This window comes from Streptosporangium sp. NPDC002607 (assembly GCF_053592655.1).
Genome location: NZ_JBSFWD010000072.1, coordinates 1 through 17,165, shown reverse-complemented (window position 1 = coordinate 17,165; position 17,165 = coordinate 1). Strand labels below are relative to the sequence as shown.

12 protein-coding genes are annotated in these 17,165 nt (G+C 70.8%); all 12 read right to left on the bottom strand.

Going from position 1 to position 17,165, the window contains the following annotated elements; genetic code table 11:
• Positions 1 to 24: 24 nt before the first annotated feature.
• Positions 25 to 447, bottom strand: coding sequence for a roadblock/LC7 domain-containing protein (locus ACWD3H_RS42795; protein ID WP_451959095.1), 423 nt, complete (start codon positions 445 to 447; stop codon positions 25 to 27).
• Positions 444 to 3,254 carry a sensor histidine kinase gene (locus ACWD3H_RS42790; RefSeq protein WP_451959094.1) on the bottom strand — a complete coding sequence of 937 codons (2,811 nt, stop codon included), beginning with the start codon at positions 3,252 to 3,254 and terminating at the stop codon, positions 444 to 446. Before ACWD3H_RS42790 ends, ACWD3H_RS42795 begins: the two co-directional genes overlap by 4 nt.
• A gap of 249 nt (positions 3,255 to 3,503) precedes the next feature.
• Complete coding sequence (locus ACWD3H_RS42785) at positions 3,504 to 5,780, bottom strand: [protein-PII] uridylyltransferase (RefSeq protein ID WP_350930327.1); 2,277 nt, start codon at positions 5,778 to 5,780, stop codon at positions 3,504 to 3,506.
• Between the two features lie 3 nt (positions 5,781 to 5,783).
• Positions 5,784 to 6,122 carry a P-II family nitrogen regulator gene (locus ACWD3H_RS42780; protein WP_030906290.1) on the bottom strand — a complete coding sequence of 113 codons (339 nt, stop codon included), beginning with the start codon at positions 6,120 to 6,122 and terminating at the stop codon, positions 5,784 to 5,786.
• Positions 6,119 to 7,438, bottom strand: a complete 1,320-nt coding sequence (locus ACWD3H_RS42775) for an ammonium transporter (protein ID WP_451959093.1) — start codon at positions 7,436 to 7,438, stop codon at positions 6,119 to 6,121. Before ACWD3H_RS42775 ends, ACWD3H_RS42780 begins: the two co-directional genes overlap by 4 nt.
• 1,215 nt (positions 7,439 to 8,653) lie before the next feature.
• A complete protein-coding gene (locus ACWD3H_RS42770; protein WP_343972014.1) occupies positions 8,654 to 9,592 on the bottom strand; it encodes a sigma-70 family RNA polymerase sigma factor in 939 nt (312 codons plus the stop codon).
• 210 nt (positions 9,593 to 9,802) lie between these two features.
• Complete coding sequence (gene hutI, locus ACWD3H_RS42765) at positions 9,803 to 10,975, bottom strand: imidazolonepropionase (RefSeq protein WP_350924891.1); 1,173 nt, start codon at positions 10,973 to 10,975, stop codon at positions 9,803 to 9,805.
• A complete protein-coding gene (locus tag ACWD3H_RS42760) occupies positions 10,972 to 12,333 on the bottom strand; it encodes a formimidoylglutamate deiminase (protein ID WP_451959092.1) in 1,362 nt (453 codons plus the stop codon). Before ACWD3H_RS42760 ends, hutI begins: the two co-directional genes overlap by 4 nt.
• Positions 12,321 to 13,484 carry an allantoate amidohydrolase gene (locus tag ACWD3H_RS42755; protein WP_355560144.1) on the bottom strand — a complete coding sequence of 388 codons (1,164 nt, stop codon included), beginning with the start codon at positions 13,482 to 13,484 and terminating at the stop codon, positions 12,321 to 12,323. The genes ACWD3H_RS42760 and ACWD3H_RS42755 overlap by 13 nt, the downstream gene beginning before the upstream one ends.
• 133 nt (positions 13,485 to 13,617) lie before the next feature.
• Positions 13,618 to 14,304 (bottom strand): SDR family oxidoreductase, encoded by a 687-nt coding sequence (locus tag ACWD3H_RS42750; protein WP_451959091.1) that lies wholly within the window; start codon positions 14,302 to 14,304, stop codon positions 13,618 to 13,620.
• A 19-nt stretch (positions 14,305 to 14,323) separates the two neighbouring features.
• Complete coding sequence (locus ACWD3H_RS42745) at positions 14,324 to 15,148, bottom strand: MurR/RpiR family transcriptional regulator (protein ID WP_350924876.1); 825 nt, start codon at positions 15,146 to 15,148, stop codon at positions 14,324 to 14,326.
• 213 nt (positions 15,149 to 15,361) lie between these two features.
• On the bottom strand, positions 15,362 to 17,017 hold the full coding sequence (gene hutU, locus ACWD3H_RS42740; RefSeq protein ID WP_451959090.1) for a urocanate hydratase: 1,656 nt from the start codon (positions 17,015 to 17,017) through the stop codon (positions 15,362 to 15,364).
• Positions 17,018 to 17,165: the final 148 nt, after the last annotated feature.

Genomic DNA, 17,165 nt, shown 5'->3' with positions numbered 1-17,165 from the left:
ACAAACCCGGCACGGCCCCGGTCACTACCGACCCCGAAGGGACTGTAGCTCGGCGCGGAGCGCGGGGGTGAGCACCTGACCGGCCCGCTCGACGAGCAGGGTCATCTGGTACGCCACCAGACCCATGTCGCAGTCGGAGGAGGCCAGCACGGCGAGCGCGGAACCGTCGCTGATCGCCATGACCAGCAACAGGCCGCGCTCCATCTCGACCACGGTCTGGGTGACCGTACCTCCGTCGAACACGCGGGAGGCCCCCACGGTCAGGCTGAGCAGACCCGCGGCGACCGCGGAGAGCTGGTCGGCCCTGTCGGCCGGAAATCCCTCCGAACTGGCGATTCTCAGCCCGTCGGCGGAGACGCACACCGCGTGCGCGACACCGGGCGTGCCGCGGACGAACTCGGTGATCAGCCAGTCGAACCTGCGTGCCTCATGACTCAGGGTCGTCACGAGCCATCCTCCTTGTCGGTAAGGCTCCTGGTAGTGGTGTCGGCTACTTCGGCGCGACCTCGTCGCACCCCCTGCTGGAAACTCGTCAGACGGTTGCGCACCCTGTCCGGGGACATGGACGGCGCCGGGCCGGACGGCGTGGGAGCGGCCGTGCCCGGTACGAGATTCGCCCGGGGAGTGCGCTTGGGCAGACCCGCGGCGGTGATCCCGCCGAGGGTGGGGTCGCTCACCGCCTGGGCGGCCCGCCAGCCGGCGTCGGACGGGGTGTTCCAGCCGTCCGGGTCGCCCGCCGTCGCGGATCGCTCCGCCTCCGCTCCCACCGAGGGTGAGACCGGCTCGTGAGCCGCCTGGTGGACCGGTACACCCGCCGGTGGCGTGGACTGCTCGCCGGACGTGCTCGCCCGCGCAAGGGGCGCGGGCACCCCGCCCTCCGCCGGACCTTCCGCCCGGCGGAACCAGGCCGACTCGACCGAGGCGAAGATGGGCAGGTACTCCTCCTGCTCGGCTTCGAGCGGGGAGACGCCCGCCGTGGGCATCGCCCCCGCCGGGTTCTCGTACCCGTACTCGTACTCGTATGAGGACTCACCCCATGAGGAGAATCCCTGGGTGGGGACACCCCCGCCGCCTTTCAGCCCGCCGACCTGGCGCTTGGGCAGTGGCGTGCCACCTGCCGGAGCACCGGACGAGTCCGCCTGACCTGCGGAGGCCTGCCGTTCCGCGGCGAAGTGGTCACCGGGCAGCGAGGTCGAGCCGAACGAGGGTGCGTCCGGGGTGGACGCCTGCCCGAACGACCCCTGCCCAAAGGAGCTGTGACCGAAAGAACTCTGCCCGAACGAATCCTGCCCGTACGAGGGTTGCTGGACGGGCGGGCGACCGATGGGCGCCTGGACGGAGAAGTCCCCCGAGGCCGCCTGCTCCGCCCCCCAGGAGTCCGCACCCCAGGAGGGGGTCCGCACCGGCTGGCCCTCATGAGTGACGAGTTCCGGCGGGAGCAGCACCATGGCGACGAGGCCGCCGCCCTCCTGCGGGCGCAACTGCACCCGGATGCCGTGCCGCAGGGCCAGGCGGCCGACCACGAACAGGCCCATCCGCCGCGACACCGAGACATCGACCACGGGCGGCTCCGCCAGCCTGCGGTTCGCCTCGACCAGTTCCTCGTGAGTCATGCCGATACCCGGGTCGCTGACCGCGAGCAGCGCGCCGCCGCCCTCGATCGCACTGCTGGAGACCACGACCCGGCTGGCCCGGGGGGAGAACTGGATGGCGTTCTCCACCAGCTCGGCGACCAGGTGCACGATGTCGTTGGCGGCGCTGCCCGCGACCGAGATCGTACGGTGCACCCTGACCTGGACCCGATCGTAGTCCTCGACCTCCGACAGGGAGGCGCGCACGACGTCGACGAGCTTGGCCGGCTTGCTGCGCCTGCGGGGCGGCTCGTGACCGGCGAGGACCAGGAGGTTCTCGGAGTTGCGCCGCATGCGGGTGGCCAGGTGGTCGAGCCTGAACAGGTCGGCCAGGCGGTTTCCGTCCTCCTCGCCCTTCTCCAGGCCGTCGATCAGCGAGATCTGCCGCTCGACCAGGGTCTGCGTGCGACGCGACAGGTTGACGAACATCGCGCTGACGTTGGAGCGGAGCTCGGACTCCTCGGCGGCCAGGCGAACGGCCTGCCGGTGGACCTCGTCGAAGGCCTTGGCCACCTCGCCGATCTCGTCGGTGCTCTCGACCGGGATGGGGGCGATCTCGGGTGTCCTGGTGTCGCCGGAGACCCGTAGCCGTTGCACCACCTCGGGAAGCCTGAAGCCCGCGACCTCCAGCGCCTCGGCTCGCAGGCGGCGCAGCGGCGTCACCATCGAGCGGGCGATGACCACCGTGAGGCCGAGCACCAGCAGGAGCAGGAGCAGGATCAGGGCGGACGTGATGATCGCGTTGCGCTGCTCGGTGTCCTCCAGCATCCGGGCCCTGGCGACCACGTCATCGGCGACCCTGGTCTCGACCTTCCGCATCAGGTCGAGGACCGCGGTGTTGTCCGAGAACCACTGCTTGACATCGTCGGAACCCGACAGCAGCCGTCCGGTGTGCCGGGGGTCGCCGGCGAGCACGATCGCTCTGGACTTGGTCAGCTCGGCCCGGTACACCCTCTCGTCGATCATGGCGCTGGCGAGGAGCTGGCCGTTGGCCGGGCTCGCCTCGACGCTGAAGTCCGCCTCGAACTCGTTCATCCGGGAACGGGAGGCGATGAACTTCTCGATCTCCTGCGGGTTGATCAGCGAGGGCGCGTAGTAACCGGCCAGCAGGCGGGCGCGCTGCTTGGAGACCTCCTCCTTGGCGTACGCCAGGGCACTGAGCGCGCGGGTGTTGCCGATGATCTCCGAATCGTCGCTGACCAGCGTGAGCTCCTCGTGGAGCTTGAGCAACGGGGCGATCATGTGGCTGTAACGTTCCACCCGGGTCGTGCCCGGCAGGCGGCGCAGCTCGGGAAGGCCTTCCAGCTGGTAGGCGACGCTCCTGGCCGCCTCGACGGCTCGGGGGCCGTAGGAGTCGTCGATCGCCTGGACCTCCACCAGCACCTTCTTGGCCAGTGCGTCGACCACCTTCCGCTGGGCCTCCTCGCTCTCCTTCAACCCCTTGTCCGAAGGCTGGAACGATGCCCAGGCACCTCTGTCACGTTCCAACCCGAGCGCCTGGGCCAGATCCCGAAGACCGCCGGAGTACTCCGCCGCGGCTGCGGTCCGCTGGTATCCGGCGACGCTGTCGACGGAGGCCACCACGCGCGTGCCCGCGAGCACGACACCCACTGTGGTCGGCACCAGGATCAGAGCCGTCAGACGCGAACGGACACGCCAGTTCTTCAGGCCGAACCGGGCGGCAGGCCGCTTGCCACGGTCGGGTGCCGAAGCACTCCCGTTATCGGATGTCGCCGTCGCCACAGCTCTCGCTACCCCTCAATCACGACACAGATGAACAACATCAGACCACAAGGTCACGTGAAAGAATCGACAAAACCGACATATCGCCTTTAATCGTTACGAAGGCGACGAGGGGGCGATCATCCGCGGCTACCGCAGGGCAGCCAGCACCTGATCCCGTATCTGAGCTCGCTGGACCTCGTCGGTCAGCGGACGGCCGGCTCTGTCGACCACATAGAAGACGTCCACCGCCTCTGCGCCGAGAGTCTCCACACGGGCAGCCCGTACGTCAAGGCCACATTCACCAAACGCTCTACCAATCCGCCACAAAAGTCCCGGACGGTCATGGGCGCGCACCTCGATGACCGTCGCGGTGTTCGACGCGTCATCCACCAGGTTCACCCTGGGCGGCGCCACCGGCACCCGGGCCGGGCGCATCGACCTGCTCCTCCTGGCGAGGCGCTGCTCGATGTCGAGGCGGCCGGCCAGGACCAGCCGCAGGTCGGCCTCCAGCGTCGCGGGGTCGGGCGGCGAGCCGTACTCGGGAACGACCGAGAACTCGATCACGGCGGTCGCCCCCGCCGAGGCCGCCGACGCGGCCCGGACCACCATCCGATGCGCGGCCAGCACCCCGGCCGCACGCCAGAGCAGCCCGGCGCGGTCCGGCGCGACCACGGTGACCGCTCCCCCGTTGATCCGCACGGCGCCTCCGCCGTGTCGGGCCAGGGACGCCTGCTCCACCGAGAGCGAGGGCGCGGGCCGCAGCGGAGTGCCGGAGAGCGCCGAACGGACCCGGCGTACCAGATCGGTGACCAGTGAGGCCTTCCACGAGTTCCAGGCGGCGGGCCCGGTGGCGTGGCCGTCGGCCACGGCGAGGGCCGCCAGCAGTTCGAGGACCTCGCGCGTACCGACGGCCTCGGCCACCCGGGAGATGGTCACCGGGTCGTCCAGGTCGCGGCGGGTGGCCGTCTCGGGCAGCAGGAGGTGATGGCGGACCACGGTCTCCAGGGTGTCGACGTCCGCCGGAGGCAGGCCCATCCGGGTCCCGATGTCGCGGGCGACGACGGCGCCGGTGGTGGAGTGGTCGCCGGGGTATCCCTTACCGATGTCGTGCAGAAGCGCCGATATGAGCAGCAGGTCGGGCCGGGAGACCTCACGGGTGAACGAGGCGGCCCCGGCGGCGGCCTCGATCAGGTGCCGGTCGACCGTGTAGCGGTGCACCGGGTTGCGCTGCGGGCGGTGTCGCACCCGCTCCCAGTCGGGCAGCAGGCGGACCAGCATCCCCGCCTGGTCCAGCTCCTCCCAGACCGGCACGGCCGCACGCCCGGCGCCCAGCAGGGCCACCAGGGCATCGCGTGCCTCGTCCGGCCAGGGCACGGGGAGTGGCGGCGACTGGGCTGCCAGCGTGCTGACCGTGGCGGGCGCCAGCGGCAGCCCCGCTTCGGCCGCCGCGGCGGCGGCGCGCAGCACGAGGGTCGGGTCCTTGCGGGGGTTGACCCCGCGGGCCAGCACGACCTCTCCGCCGTGCTCGACGACGCCGTCGGCGAGCGGGCGGCGGCCACGGGGGGTGGGACCGGTCAGCAGCCGGTCGACGGTCCGCCAGGTGGCGTCGAAGGCGTGCCCGATGGTCCTGGCGGCCTCGGCGAGCCTGCGCATCAGCGCCTCGGCGTCGAGCAGGCCGAGAATCCCGGCGACTGCGTCCTGCTCCTGGAGCACCAGCCGGTCGGCACCTCGGGCGGTCACCAGGTGCAGGCCGTGCCGGATGTCGAGCAGCAGCTCGTAGGCCTCGCGGACTCGCGGGCCGGGAGCCGAGGCGACCCAGGCCGCCGCCACGGCCTGCATCGCCTGCACGTCACGGATGCCACCGCGGGAGTCCTTGATGTCGGGTTCGAGCAGGAACGCCAGCTCCCCGCTCGCCTCCGCCCGCTTGTCCGCGGCATCGCGCAGCTCGCCCAGGCGGCGCCGGGAGTCGGCCCGCCACTCGGCGAGCACGACCTCGCGTGCCGACCGCGTCAGCTCCTGGTCTCCCGCCACGTGCCGGGCCTGGATCAGCCCGAGGACCGCCTTGAGGTCCTCCCTGGCCACCCTCGCCGCCTCGTCCACGGTCCGCACCGAATGGTCGAGGCCGATCCCGGAGTCCCAGATCGGATACCAGATGCGGTCGGCGATACGCGCCACATCATCTCGTCCGTCGTGGAGCAGGACCAGGTCAAGGTCACTGCCCGGCGCGAGCTCCGAGCGGCCCAGACTCCCAACCGCGACGAGCGCGACTCCGCTGAGGGCGCCGCGCTCGTCGTTTCTCGTCATTCCCCCGTTGTGCCCGTACGGCGTGCCGCAGGCGGTCCTGACCAGATCCGTCAGCCAGCGGTCGATGTCCGCGGCCCGTTCCTTACGGGCCGCGGCGTACGAGCGAGTGTCGCCTCTCACCGGTTAGAGCGCCTCAGGTCCGCGTTCCCCGGTGCGGACGCGGATCACCGTGTCCACAGGAACGGACCAGACCTTGCCGTCGCCGATCTTGCCGGTCTGCGCGGCCTTGACGATGACGTCGATGACGTCCTCGGCGTCGTCCTCCTCGGTGAGCACTTCGAGGCGGACCTTGGGCACCAGGTCGACCTGGTACTCGGCACCCCGGTAGACCTCGGTGTGGCCGCGCTGGCGGCCGTAGCCGCTGGCCTCGCTGACCGTCATGCCCTTGACCCCGAACTGCTCCAGGGCCGCCTTCACATCGTCCAGTTTGAACGGTTTGATGATCGCGGTGATGAGTCTCATGCGTCCACCTTCTTAGACGCCGGGGTGGAAACCGGACCGTTGACGGCCGCGACACCCGAGGAGTGGATGGTGCCGAGGTCGTAACCGGTCTCGGCGTGGGTGGTGATGTCGACGCCGGCGATCTCCTGCTCCTGGGTGATGCGGAAGCCCATCGTCTTGTCGATGATCTTCGCGATGATCCAGGAGACGACGAAGGAGTAGACGCCGACCGCGACGGGACCGAGCACCTGCACGCCGAGCTGGGAGATCGGACCGCCGTAGAAGAGGCCCTTCTCCTGACCGTCGGCGAACGGGTAGGCGGCGACGAAGCCCAGCGCCACCGCACCCACGACACCGCCGACCATGTGAACGCCGACCACGTCGAGGGAGTCGTCGTAGCCGAGCTTGTACTTCAGGCCGACCGCGTAGGCACAGGCGACACCGGCGAGCGCGCCGATCACGAACGCCGCCCAGGGGTCGACGAAACCACAGGCCGGGGTGATGGCGACCAGGCCGGAGACCGCACCGGAGGCGACACCGAGGGTGGTGGAGTGGCCGTCGCGGAGCTTCTCGACGAGGATCCAGGCGCCGGCCGCGACCGCGGTGGCGATCTGGGTGTTCATGAACGCCAGGCCGGTCGTGCCGTCGACGGCGAGCTCGGAGCCCGCGTTGAAGCCGAACCAGCCGAACCAGAGCAGGCCCGCGCCGAGAAGGACGAGCGTGAGGTTGTGCGGCCGCATCGGGTCCTTGCGCCAGCCGACACGCTTGCCGATCACGAGCGCGACCGCCAGGGCCGCGGCACCGGCGTTGATGTGGACGACGGTGCCTCCGGCGAAGTCCTCGATGCCGAGGGTGCTCAGCCAGCCGCCGCCCCACACCCAGTGGGCCACGGGGAAGTAGACGACGGTCGCCCAGACGAGGGCGAAGACCACCCAGGCGCCGAACTTGACTCGGTCGGCGAGCGCGCCGCTGATCAGCGCGACCGTAATGATGGCGAAAGTCATCTGGAACGTCGAGAAGACCAGACTCGGCATACCGGTGCCGTCATCCTTGGTCGCCGTCTCGACCAGGCCACTCAACCCGATGTTGTCGAGCCCGCCAATGATCTTGTTGAGGAATCCAGAGCCGTCCCCGACGGCGTCGAAGGCCAGCGAGTGACCGTAGAGAACCCAGGCGATCGTTACGACGATGATGCTGACCCACGACATCATCATCATGTTGAGAACGCTCTTCGCCCTGGTCATGCCCCCGTAGAAGAAAGCGAGACCTGGCGTCATGAGCAGAACGAGTGCGGTGCTCGCGAGCATCCAGGCTGTGGAGCCGCTATCGATCTCCATGCGAAGCGACCCTCCTTCCAATTGGCGTTTTGCCGGTTTCACATGCAGTGGACGCTTCCAGGGCTCCGTCGACCGGCCGCGCACTGACGTTGCGCCACAGCGTGTTCTTCCGCCGTTTCAAGGCGCGACCCTGCGTGTTTCACATCTGTGAATCTCGGCCACACGATGTTTCCATCGAGTTTCGGACCGGGCATGCCTCGACTTATCAATGACCCAAAAGATGCCCAGGTGGGCAACCACCCGGGCCTTCGGAGGGCCGCCGATGACCACGCGCATGACCGCCGCCACGCCCGTCATGTCCCCTCATCCGGACGAATACGTTGAGCCGTACTCCCTGCCCGGCGAAGGAACGAACTGATCGCTCCCACCACGATCCCCGCCGCCGTCACGCCGTGCGATCTCCTGCCGCCGTTCACGCCGCGGTGGGCGGGTGGTCCGGCCGGCCATCTCACTCGCTGTCTGGTGATCCAGGCCTCCGGCCTGCTCGGGCGCTGTGGTTACGGACTCTTTTCACGCCGGCCGGACCACCCGCCCACCTCCGCTTGACAGGCTCCCGCCGTACGGACTGCGAGCCGTAGTCGCTCACTCTCGGACCGCCCAATGGCCCCTGCGCGGCTGAAGCAATCCGTACGAGATCGCTCAGCGCGAATCGCCGTAGCTGAAGCGTCGCTTTCGAAAGGAGCGCACGGCGAACCCCAGCCGCCGGCCACCCGGTGTGAGCCCGATCCCCCCTCAACCCCCATGAAACCGCCCCGCCCCCGCCTCGGCCCAGCCCCACGCGCCCTCGGCCCGGCCCCGCCCCCACGCGCCCTCGGCCCAGCCCTGCGCTCCTTCCCGTAGTGGCGCTTCAGCTACGGCGCCTCACCCGAACGGTCCCGCGAAGATCGCTTCAGCCGCACACAGAACACCGGACGGCCGGAAAAAACCCGCTACGGCCCGCACGCCGTACGGCGAGACGGCGTGCAGCGGAGGTGGGCGGGCGTTCCGGGCGGCTTAAAAAGGCCCGCAACCACAGCGCCCGGGCAGGCCGGAGGCCTGAACCACGGGACAGCAGCTGAGACGGCCGCCCGGAACGCCCGCCCACCGCAGCGAACACAGAGCCAAAGCACCGCAGCAGGCACAGAGCCAGAGCACCCGCAACGGGCACAAAGCCAGAACACACCCAGAAAAACGATCCGGCACGCCCCACAGGGAGCGTGCCGGATCGCAGACGGCTCAGGCCGCCGTGGCCATCTTCCGCAGCCGGGCCAGGGCGTCGCGCTCAATGCGGCGGGCGCGGTCCCTGCCGATGCCGTAGCGCTCGCCGACCTCGGTCAGCGTGTGCTCGCGGCCGTCCATCAGGCCGTAGCGCCAGCGGAGCATCTCGCGGGTCTGCCCCTCCAGCCCCGTCAGCCACTCCTCCAGACGCTCGCGCTCAAGGACGTCCATCGCCTGCTGCTCGGGATCGGCCCACGTGTCGTCGGCGATCATGTCGCCGAGTTCGGTCTCGTCCTCGTCGCCCACGCCCAGTTGCAGGGAGACGGGGTCGGAGGCCCAGCGGCGGAGCTCGCGGACCCGCTCGATGGGCAGTTCGAGTACCGCCGCCAGGTCGGCGTCGGTCGGCTCGGCGTCGAACTCGGCCAGCATGTCCCGGCGGACCCGCATCAGCCTGGTCATCTGCTCACCCGCGTGGGTGGGCAGGCGGACCGGCCGGGCCTGCTCGTGGATGGCGCGCCCCACGGACTGCCGGATCCACCAGGTGGCATAAGTCGAGAACTTGTAGCCGCGCCGGTAGTCGAACTTCTCAACCGCGCGAACCAACCCCAGGTTTCCCTCCTGAACCAGATCGATCAGCGGCATTCCCCGCCCTGAATATTTGCGCGCAACGGCCACCACAAGACGTAGATTGGCCTGGATGAATTCATCCTTGGCCCTTCGTCCGGAAACGGCCAAACGCTCAAGCTCCTCATCGGCGGCGTCCGCGATCCGCGGCTCCGTCAACCCGCCGTCCAGCAACTGCTCAGCGAAGAGACCCGCCTCGATCCGCTTGGCGAGTTCCACCTCTTCCTCCGCGGTGAGCAGGGGCACCCTTCCAATCTCTGCCAGGTAGGTTCCGAGCAGGTCCCTGTCAGAGACATGCTGATCCTGCGTCCGATTCCCCGTCGGCCTTGCCATTCGATGGCACCTCGCTCCGGCTGCTTATGACGTGTCCACCCGCTCGCTCAACGCCCCATGCGCGCGGACACGTCGCTTGACTTTTCAACGGCTGGATCAGGGCAAAGATTCCCTCAAGAAGTACGCCTGGAGAATGGTTCTGAACTCCTCCTCAGGGAGGATGCCTCCCGACGCCGCGACAAGGCCCGCGACTGCCCCCGGCAAAGAGGGCTAAACCAGACGGCGTCCCTCCTTCCACACCTGTGTCACCAGCGGCACCCCCGGCCGGTAGGCGAGATGGACGTACGTCGGGGCGTCCAGGATCACCAGATTCCCCCTGGTTCCCACGCGCAGCGTGCCGACGTCCCCGCGGCGCAACGCCCTGGCCCCGCCGTAGGTGGCCGCCCTGATCGCCTCCAGCGGCGTCATCCGCATCTCGCGGACCGCCAACGCCACGCAGAAGGGCATCGAGGAGGTGAAGGAGGAGCCCGGGTTGCAGTCGGTGGCCAGCGCGACCGTCACCCCGGCGTCCAGCAGGCGGCGGGCGTCCGGGTAGGGCGAGCGGGTGGAGAACTCCGCGCCGGGCAGCAGGGTGGCCACCACTCCCGCCGACGACAGCGCCGAGACGTCGTCGTCACTCAGATGGGTGCAGTGGTCGGCGGAGGCCGCACCCACCTCGGCGGCGATCCGTGCCCCGGGACCCGCGCCCAGCTGGTTGGCGTGGATCCTCGGCAGCAGTCCCGCCTTCATCCCGGCGAGGAGGATCTCCCTGCTCTGGTCGGCGTCGAAGGCGCCGCGCTCGCAGAACACGTCGACCCACCGGGCGTGCGGCGCGCAGGCCTCCAGCATCTCCCCGGTGACCGTGCGGACGTACTCGTCGGCCGAGGAGGCGTCGGGGGGCACCACGTGCGCACCCAGGTAGGTGGTCTCCTCGGTGAACCCCCGCGCGATCTCCAGGGACCTGCGCTCATCCTCGACCGTGAGGCCGTAACCACTCTTGATCTCCACCGTGGTCGTCCCCTGGGCGAGCATCTCCGAGACCAGGGCGGCGGTGAGCGTCACGAGTTCGGCGTCGGAGGCGGCGCGGGTGGCCGACACCGTGGTGCGGATGCCACCGGCCGTGTAGGGCAGGCCCGCCATGCGGGCGGCGAACTCGGCCGTGCGGTCGCCCGCGAAGACGAGGTGGGCGTGGCTGTCGACGAACCCAGGGATCACGCAGCGCCCGTCCACGTCCACCCGCTCGTCGGCGCAGGGAGCCGCACCGGCGGGCCCCGCCCACACCACCTCGCCGTCCTGCACCACCAGTGCCGCGTCCTCGATCTCCTCCCGCGCCGGATCGCCCGTGTAGAGCAGTCCGATGCGATCGAAGAGGGTGCTCCTCACCTGCCGGTCCTCGCTCGTCATACCGATCTCCCCGCTCGTGCCTCGATGATCGCCTGGGTGAGCATGCCGCCCACGTCACCGAGTACGTGCCTGCCCTCGGTGACCACGCGGCGGCCCCCCGACACCACGGAGTGCACGTCGGCGGCCGTGGCGGCGAACACGACGGTCTCGGCCAGGTGCGCCGGGGAGGCGCCCGCCGTACGGACCGAGTCCAGGCGCACCGACACCAGGTCGGCCCACGCGCCGGGGACGAGCATGCCCGCGCAGGCGAAGCCGAGCGAGTCGTGTCCCGCCGCCGTGGCGGCGTGCAGGAGCTCGGCGGCCGACCAGTGACCGCGCCGCTCGGTGGCCAGCCGCTCGTCCAGTTCGACCGCGCGGGCCTCCTCGAACAGGTCGACGACCGCGTGACTGTCCGAGCCGAGCGTGATGGGCGACCCCGCGTCGAACAGCACCCTGGCCGGCCCGATGCCGTCGGCGAGGTCGCGCTCGGTCGTGGGGCACATGCACACGCGCGTGCCGGAGCCGCCGAGCAGCGCGACGTCCACGTCCGACAGGTGTGTGGCGTGCACGGCGGTCGAGCGGGGGCCGAGCGCGCCGTGCGCCTCCAGCAGCTGGACCGGGCTCGCGGAGTACGCCTCCACGCAGGCGGTGTTCTCCGCCCGTTGCTCGGAGACATGGGCGTGGAGCGGGACCGCGTGGTGGCGGGAGAACTCGGCGACCACGGGGATCTGCTCGGGCCTGACCGCACGGACCGAGTGCACGGCCACACCGACCTCCACGTCCGGATCGCCCCGGTAGTGGGTCGTGAGCGCCTCCGCCCGTGCCGCCCACCCGTCGGCGTCGCCGTCACCGAACCGCAGCTGGACACCGCTCAGCGGGGTGCCGACGCCACCGGTCAGGTAACAGGCGTCCAGCAGCGCGATGCGCAGCCCCGCCTCGCGCGCCGCCTGGACGAGCACATGGCCCATGGTGTTCGGGTCGTCGTAGCGCCTGCCGCCCGGACCGTGGTGCAGGTAGTGGAACTCCCCGACACAGGTGATGCCGGCCAGCGCCATCTCGGCGAACGCGGCCCTGGCGAGTCTGAGATAGGAGTCGGGGTCGAGGGTCTCCGCCACCTCGTACATCTGCTCGCGCCAGGTCCAGAAACTGCCCTTCTCCCGTTGCGTCACCCCGCGCAGGGCGCGGTGGAAGGCGTGGGAGTGCGCGTTGGCCAGGCCGGGGATGGTCAGCCCGGCCAGCCGGACGGCTCCGCCGGGCGGGGTCGCCACACCGGTGACGATCTCGGAGATCACCGTGTCGTGGACCCTGACGAGCACTCCCGCGACGGCCTCGCCCGGTGGCAGCCAGGCCAGCTCGCACCAGTAGTTCAGCTCGCGCACAGGTCCTCCAAGGCTGCGGCGAGGACGGTGACCCCCGCGTGGCAGTCGGCCGTCTCCGCGTGTTCGTCCGGAGAGTGAGAGATGCCCGTCGGATTGCGGACGAACACCATCGCGCTGGGCACGCCCGCGGACGCGAGAATGCCCGCGTCGTGTCCGGCCCCGGTCGGCAGGACGGGGGCGCCCCCGGCGGCGGCGGCGACCCGCTCGCGCAGGACCGCGTCGAAGTCGACGACCGGGGTCCACGACTCGACGGTGACCTCGGCACCGGAGAACTCGGTCAGCTCGGCGACCAGCGCCCTGACCGCGTCCTCGTCCCCGCCCCTGGCATCCAGCCAGGCGCTGACCAGTCCGGGGATGGCGTTGGCGTTGTTGGGCGACACGCGCGTCCTGCCGAAGGTGGCGACCACGCCGCCGCGCTCGGCGGCCTGGCGGGCGTGGAGCACGGTACGGGCGAAGGGCAGCATCGGGTCGTCGCGGTCGGCCAGCCTGGTGGTGCCGGCGTGGTTGGCCTGGCCGTGGAAGTCGAACCGCCAGCGGCCGTGCGGCCAGATGGCCGAGGCGACGCCGACCGGCGCGTCCCGGTGGACCAGGTCCTTGCCCTGCTCGACATGGAGCTCGACGAAGACCCCGACATGCCGCAGGGTCTCCTCGTCCCGGCCCAGGGCGCCCGGGTCGCGCCCGGCCCCGCGCAGTACCTCGGCCAGCGAGTCGCCCTCGTCGTCGGTCAGGGCGCGCGCCCTGTCCGGGTCCAGGATTCCGGTCAGCAGGCGGGAGCCGACGCACGGGACGCCGAACCTGGCGCCCTCCTCGTCGCTGAAGCAGGCGATCCCCAGGGGGCGCGCGGGCCGGAAGTCCCTGGCCCGCAGCAGGTCGAGGGCAGCGAAGGCCGACACGACTCCCAGGGGGCCGTCGAAGGCGCCGCCCTGCCGTACCGAGTCGAGGTGGCTGCCGGTGACCACGCCCGGCCGCACCGACGGGTCACCCCACCAGGCCCACAGATTGCCGTTGCGGTCCTCCCTCAGGTCGAGGCCGCGCCTGGCCGCCTCCTGTCCGAACCAGCGCCGAAGCTCCAGATCCGCCGGCGACCACGCGTCTCGCAGGTAGCCCCGGGTCCGGCCATCACGTCCGAGGTGCTCGATGGCACCCCACATCTCGTCGAACACCCTCCCATTATGTGAATGATCCCATTCATTGGCGAGTCCGCCGCACCTTCACCCGGTTCCCTGTCCCACGGAGCCGCTCCGCCTCGCCGGGCGAGAAGCCGTACGGCCCACGGCCGCGCCCTCAGTTCAGGGGGCCTGCGGCGGGACGAACGGTGATCTCGGTGACGTGGGCGTCGGGTGACGCGGTCAGGGCCGCCTGCACCACCCTGGCCACCGAGTCCGCGTTCAGGTACCTCTCCGGCTGGTAGGGACCGCCCTCCCGGACCCGTACCTCACGCTGCATGTCGGTGTCGACCCGTCCGGGGTAGATCGTCGTCACTTGAAGCTCCGGCTCCTCCAGGCGGAGCGCGTCGGCGAAGGCGCGCAGCGCGAACTTGCTCGCCGAGTAGGAGCCCCAACCAGCGCCGGCCCGCTGTCCGGAGCCGGAGTTGATCAGCACCACGTGACCGCGCCCCGCGCGCAGGGCGGGCAGCAGCAGCCGGGTCAGCTCGACCACCGCGATCACGTTGACCTCCATGGTGTGCCGCCACGCCTCGGCCGGGGTCTCCTCCACCCGCCCCAGGTGCAGCACGCCCGCGTTGTGCACCAGCACGTCGAGCCGGTCGACGGCGGCGACGTCGGCCTCCGTGACGGTGGTGAGCTCCACCGGCCAGGGCCGCGCGCCGGGCAGGGCGGAGGCCATCTCGGCCAGCGCCTCGGGGTCGCGGCCGCCGAGCAGCAGGTCATGGGTGGGGGCCAGGGCGCGGGCGATCGCGGCACCGACCCCTCGCGAGGCACCGGTGACCAGTGCGGTCGGACGTACGAGCATGTCGATCACCCTATCCGGATCAGCCGAACCGTTCGGTGAAGACCCCCGCCTGGTCGGTCATCCGTTCGTACTCCTCCAGCCGGGCCTGCGTGCGCAGCGGCGCCGCGTCCGCCATGGCCTCCACCAGCACCATGGCCAGGGCCAGTGGCGCCGCGTGCGAGTCGAAGACCAGCCGTTCGCCGACGGGGGCGGCCAGGACCGCGTCGGCCTCGAAGGGCACGTCCCGCCGGTCGGTGATCACCGCCGTACGCAGGCCCAGGTCCCGGGCGCCACGCAGCGCCTGCAGGGCCTCGGCCGGGTAGCGGGGCAGGATCACCGCGACCAGCCAGCTCGCCCCCGCGCGGCGCGCCGCGTACAGGCCGTCGGCCAGCTCGGAACCGCCGTGGGTCAGCAGGCGGACGTCAGGGTGGATCCGGCGCGCGAAGTAGGCGAACGTGGTGGCCAGCCCGCTGGACACCCGCAGGCCCACCACCGGCAGAGGCTCGCATCCCGCCAGCTTGGCGCCCAGCTCCGAGATGTCGGAGGGGTCGCCCAGCGCGTCGCGTACGCTCCGCAGGTTGTCGATCTCCACATCTATGGCCGCCTGCAGGTCGTTGGCCCGCGACGGCCTCCGCCCACCCACGACGAGGGGCCGCAGCGCCTGTCTGAGCTCGGGATATCCCGTGAAACCGAGCACCATCGCGAACCTCGTCACCGACGGCTGGCTGACCCCCGCCCGCTCGGCCAGCTCCACGCTGGACAGGAAGATGGCCTCGGACAGGTGGTCGCCCAGGTAGCGCGCGATCCGCCGCTGCACCGGCGACAGCCGCCGCCCCTCCAGAAGCTGATCGAGTCCGTCCCCCACGCCCTCTCCAACCGCTCGACACTCCACGAGCATTCCCCTCCCCACCCCGCCCCGCTGTAGTTCATACACCCGGGCGGGGCGGGAGTGAGCGGCGCCGGCAGGATTCACCCCCGGGATCGGGACACGGTAGGCGGATCGGTGCGGGTACCTCCCGATCAGGGCCGGCGCGCCCCGGCCGGAGCCCGAGCGTCCGGCCGGGACCCGCGCCTCCGGTCAGGATTCGCGCATCGGGATGCGGACGTCTCGCTCCTCGGCCACGGCGACGGCCTCGTCGTAGCCGGCGTCGGCGTGACGGATGACCCCCATGCCCGGGTCGTTGGTGAGCACCCGGTTGAGCTTCTCGGCACCGAGCCTGGTGCCGTCGGCGACGGTGACCTGGCCGGCGTGGATGGAGCGGCCGATGCCGACGCCGCCGCCGTGGTGGATGGAGACCCACGCGGCACCGGAGGCGACGTTGAGCATGGCGTTCAGCAGCGGCCAGTCGGCGATCGCGTCGGAGCCGTCGGCCATGCCCTCGGTCTCCCGGTACGGGCTCGCCACACTGCCGCAGTCGAGGTGGTCGCGGCCGATCACCAGCGGAGCCTCGATCTCCCCCGAGGCCACCATGTCGTTGAACCGCTCCCCGGCCAGGTGGCGCTCCCCGTATCCGAGCCAGCAGATACGGGCGGGCAGGCCCTGGAAGTGGACCTTCTCCCCGGCCAGCCGGATCCACCTGGCGAGCGGCTCGTTGTCAGGGAAGAGCTCCAGGATCGCGCGGTCGGTCTTGGCGATGTCGGAGGGGGAGCCGGAGAGCGCGGCCCAGCGGAACGGGCCCTTGCCCTCGCAGAACAGCGGCCGGATGTAGGCGGGCACGAAACCGGGGAAGTCGAACGCGCGGCCGTAACCCGCCAGCCGGGCCTCGCCCCGGATCGAGTTGCCGTAGTCGAAGACCTCGGCTCCGGCGTCCTGGAAGCCGACCATGGCCTCCACGTGCCTGGCCATGGCCTCGCGGGCCCTGCGGGTGAAGCCCGCCGGGTCCTTCTCCCGTTCGTCGGCCATGTCCTCGAAGGCCACGCCGATCGGCAGGTACATCAGCGGGTCGTGGGCGGAGGTCTGGTCGGTGACGACATCGATCTCGGCGCCCCTGCGGAGCAGTTCGGGCACGATCTCGGCCGCGTTGCCCTCGACCCCGATGCTCAACGGCCTGCGCTGGTCGCGGGCCTCGTACGCCAGGCGCAGCGCCTCGTCGAGGTCGGCGGCGCGGACGTCCAGGTAGCGGTGCTCGATCCGCCGGTCGATCGACCTGGGGTCGCAGTCGACGCAGATCACCACGCCGCCGTTCATGGTCACGGCCAGCGGCTGCGCGCCGCCCATGCCGCCGAGCCCGGCGGTCAGCGTGATCGTCCCCGCGAGGCTCCCGCCGAACCGCTTGGCGGCCACGGCGCCGAAGGTCTCGTAGGTGCCCTGCAGGATGCCCTGGGTGCCGATGTAGATCCAGGAGCCCGCCGTCATCTGCCCGTACATGGTCAGTCCGGCGGCCTCCAGGCGCCGGAACTCCTCCCAGTCGGCCCAGTCGGGCACCAGGTTGGAGTTGGCGATGAGCACCCGTGGAGCCCACTCGTGGGTGCGGAACACGCCGACGGGACGGCCGGACTGCACCAGCAGCGTCTCGTCGCCCTCCAAGCTGGTCAGGGTGCGAGTGATCGCGTCGAAGGAGCGCCAGTCGCGGGCGGCCTTGCCCGAGCCGCCGTAGACGACGAGCTGTTCCGGATGCTCGGCCACCTCGGGATCCAGATTGTTCTGGATCATGCGAAGCGCCGCCTCCTGCGGCCATCCCTTGGCGGTGAGCGTGGTACCGCGCGGCGCGCGCACAACCCGGCTGCCGGTCATGCCCGGACCTCCCCATCAAGAATGAATGAATACATTCATATTTGTCACCTGGAGGCTACAGGTCAACCCGGGAAGGGATGTCACGGCAGGGGGTGGCGGGGGGGGGCCGGCCCCCCCCAACACCCGCGCGGGCGGGCGACATCGGGAG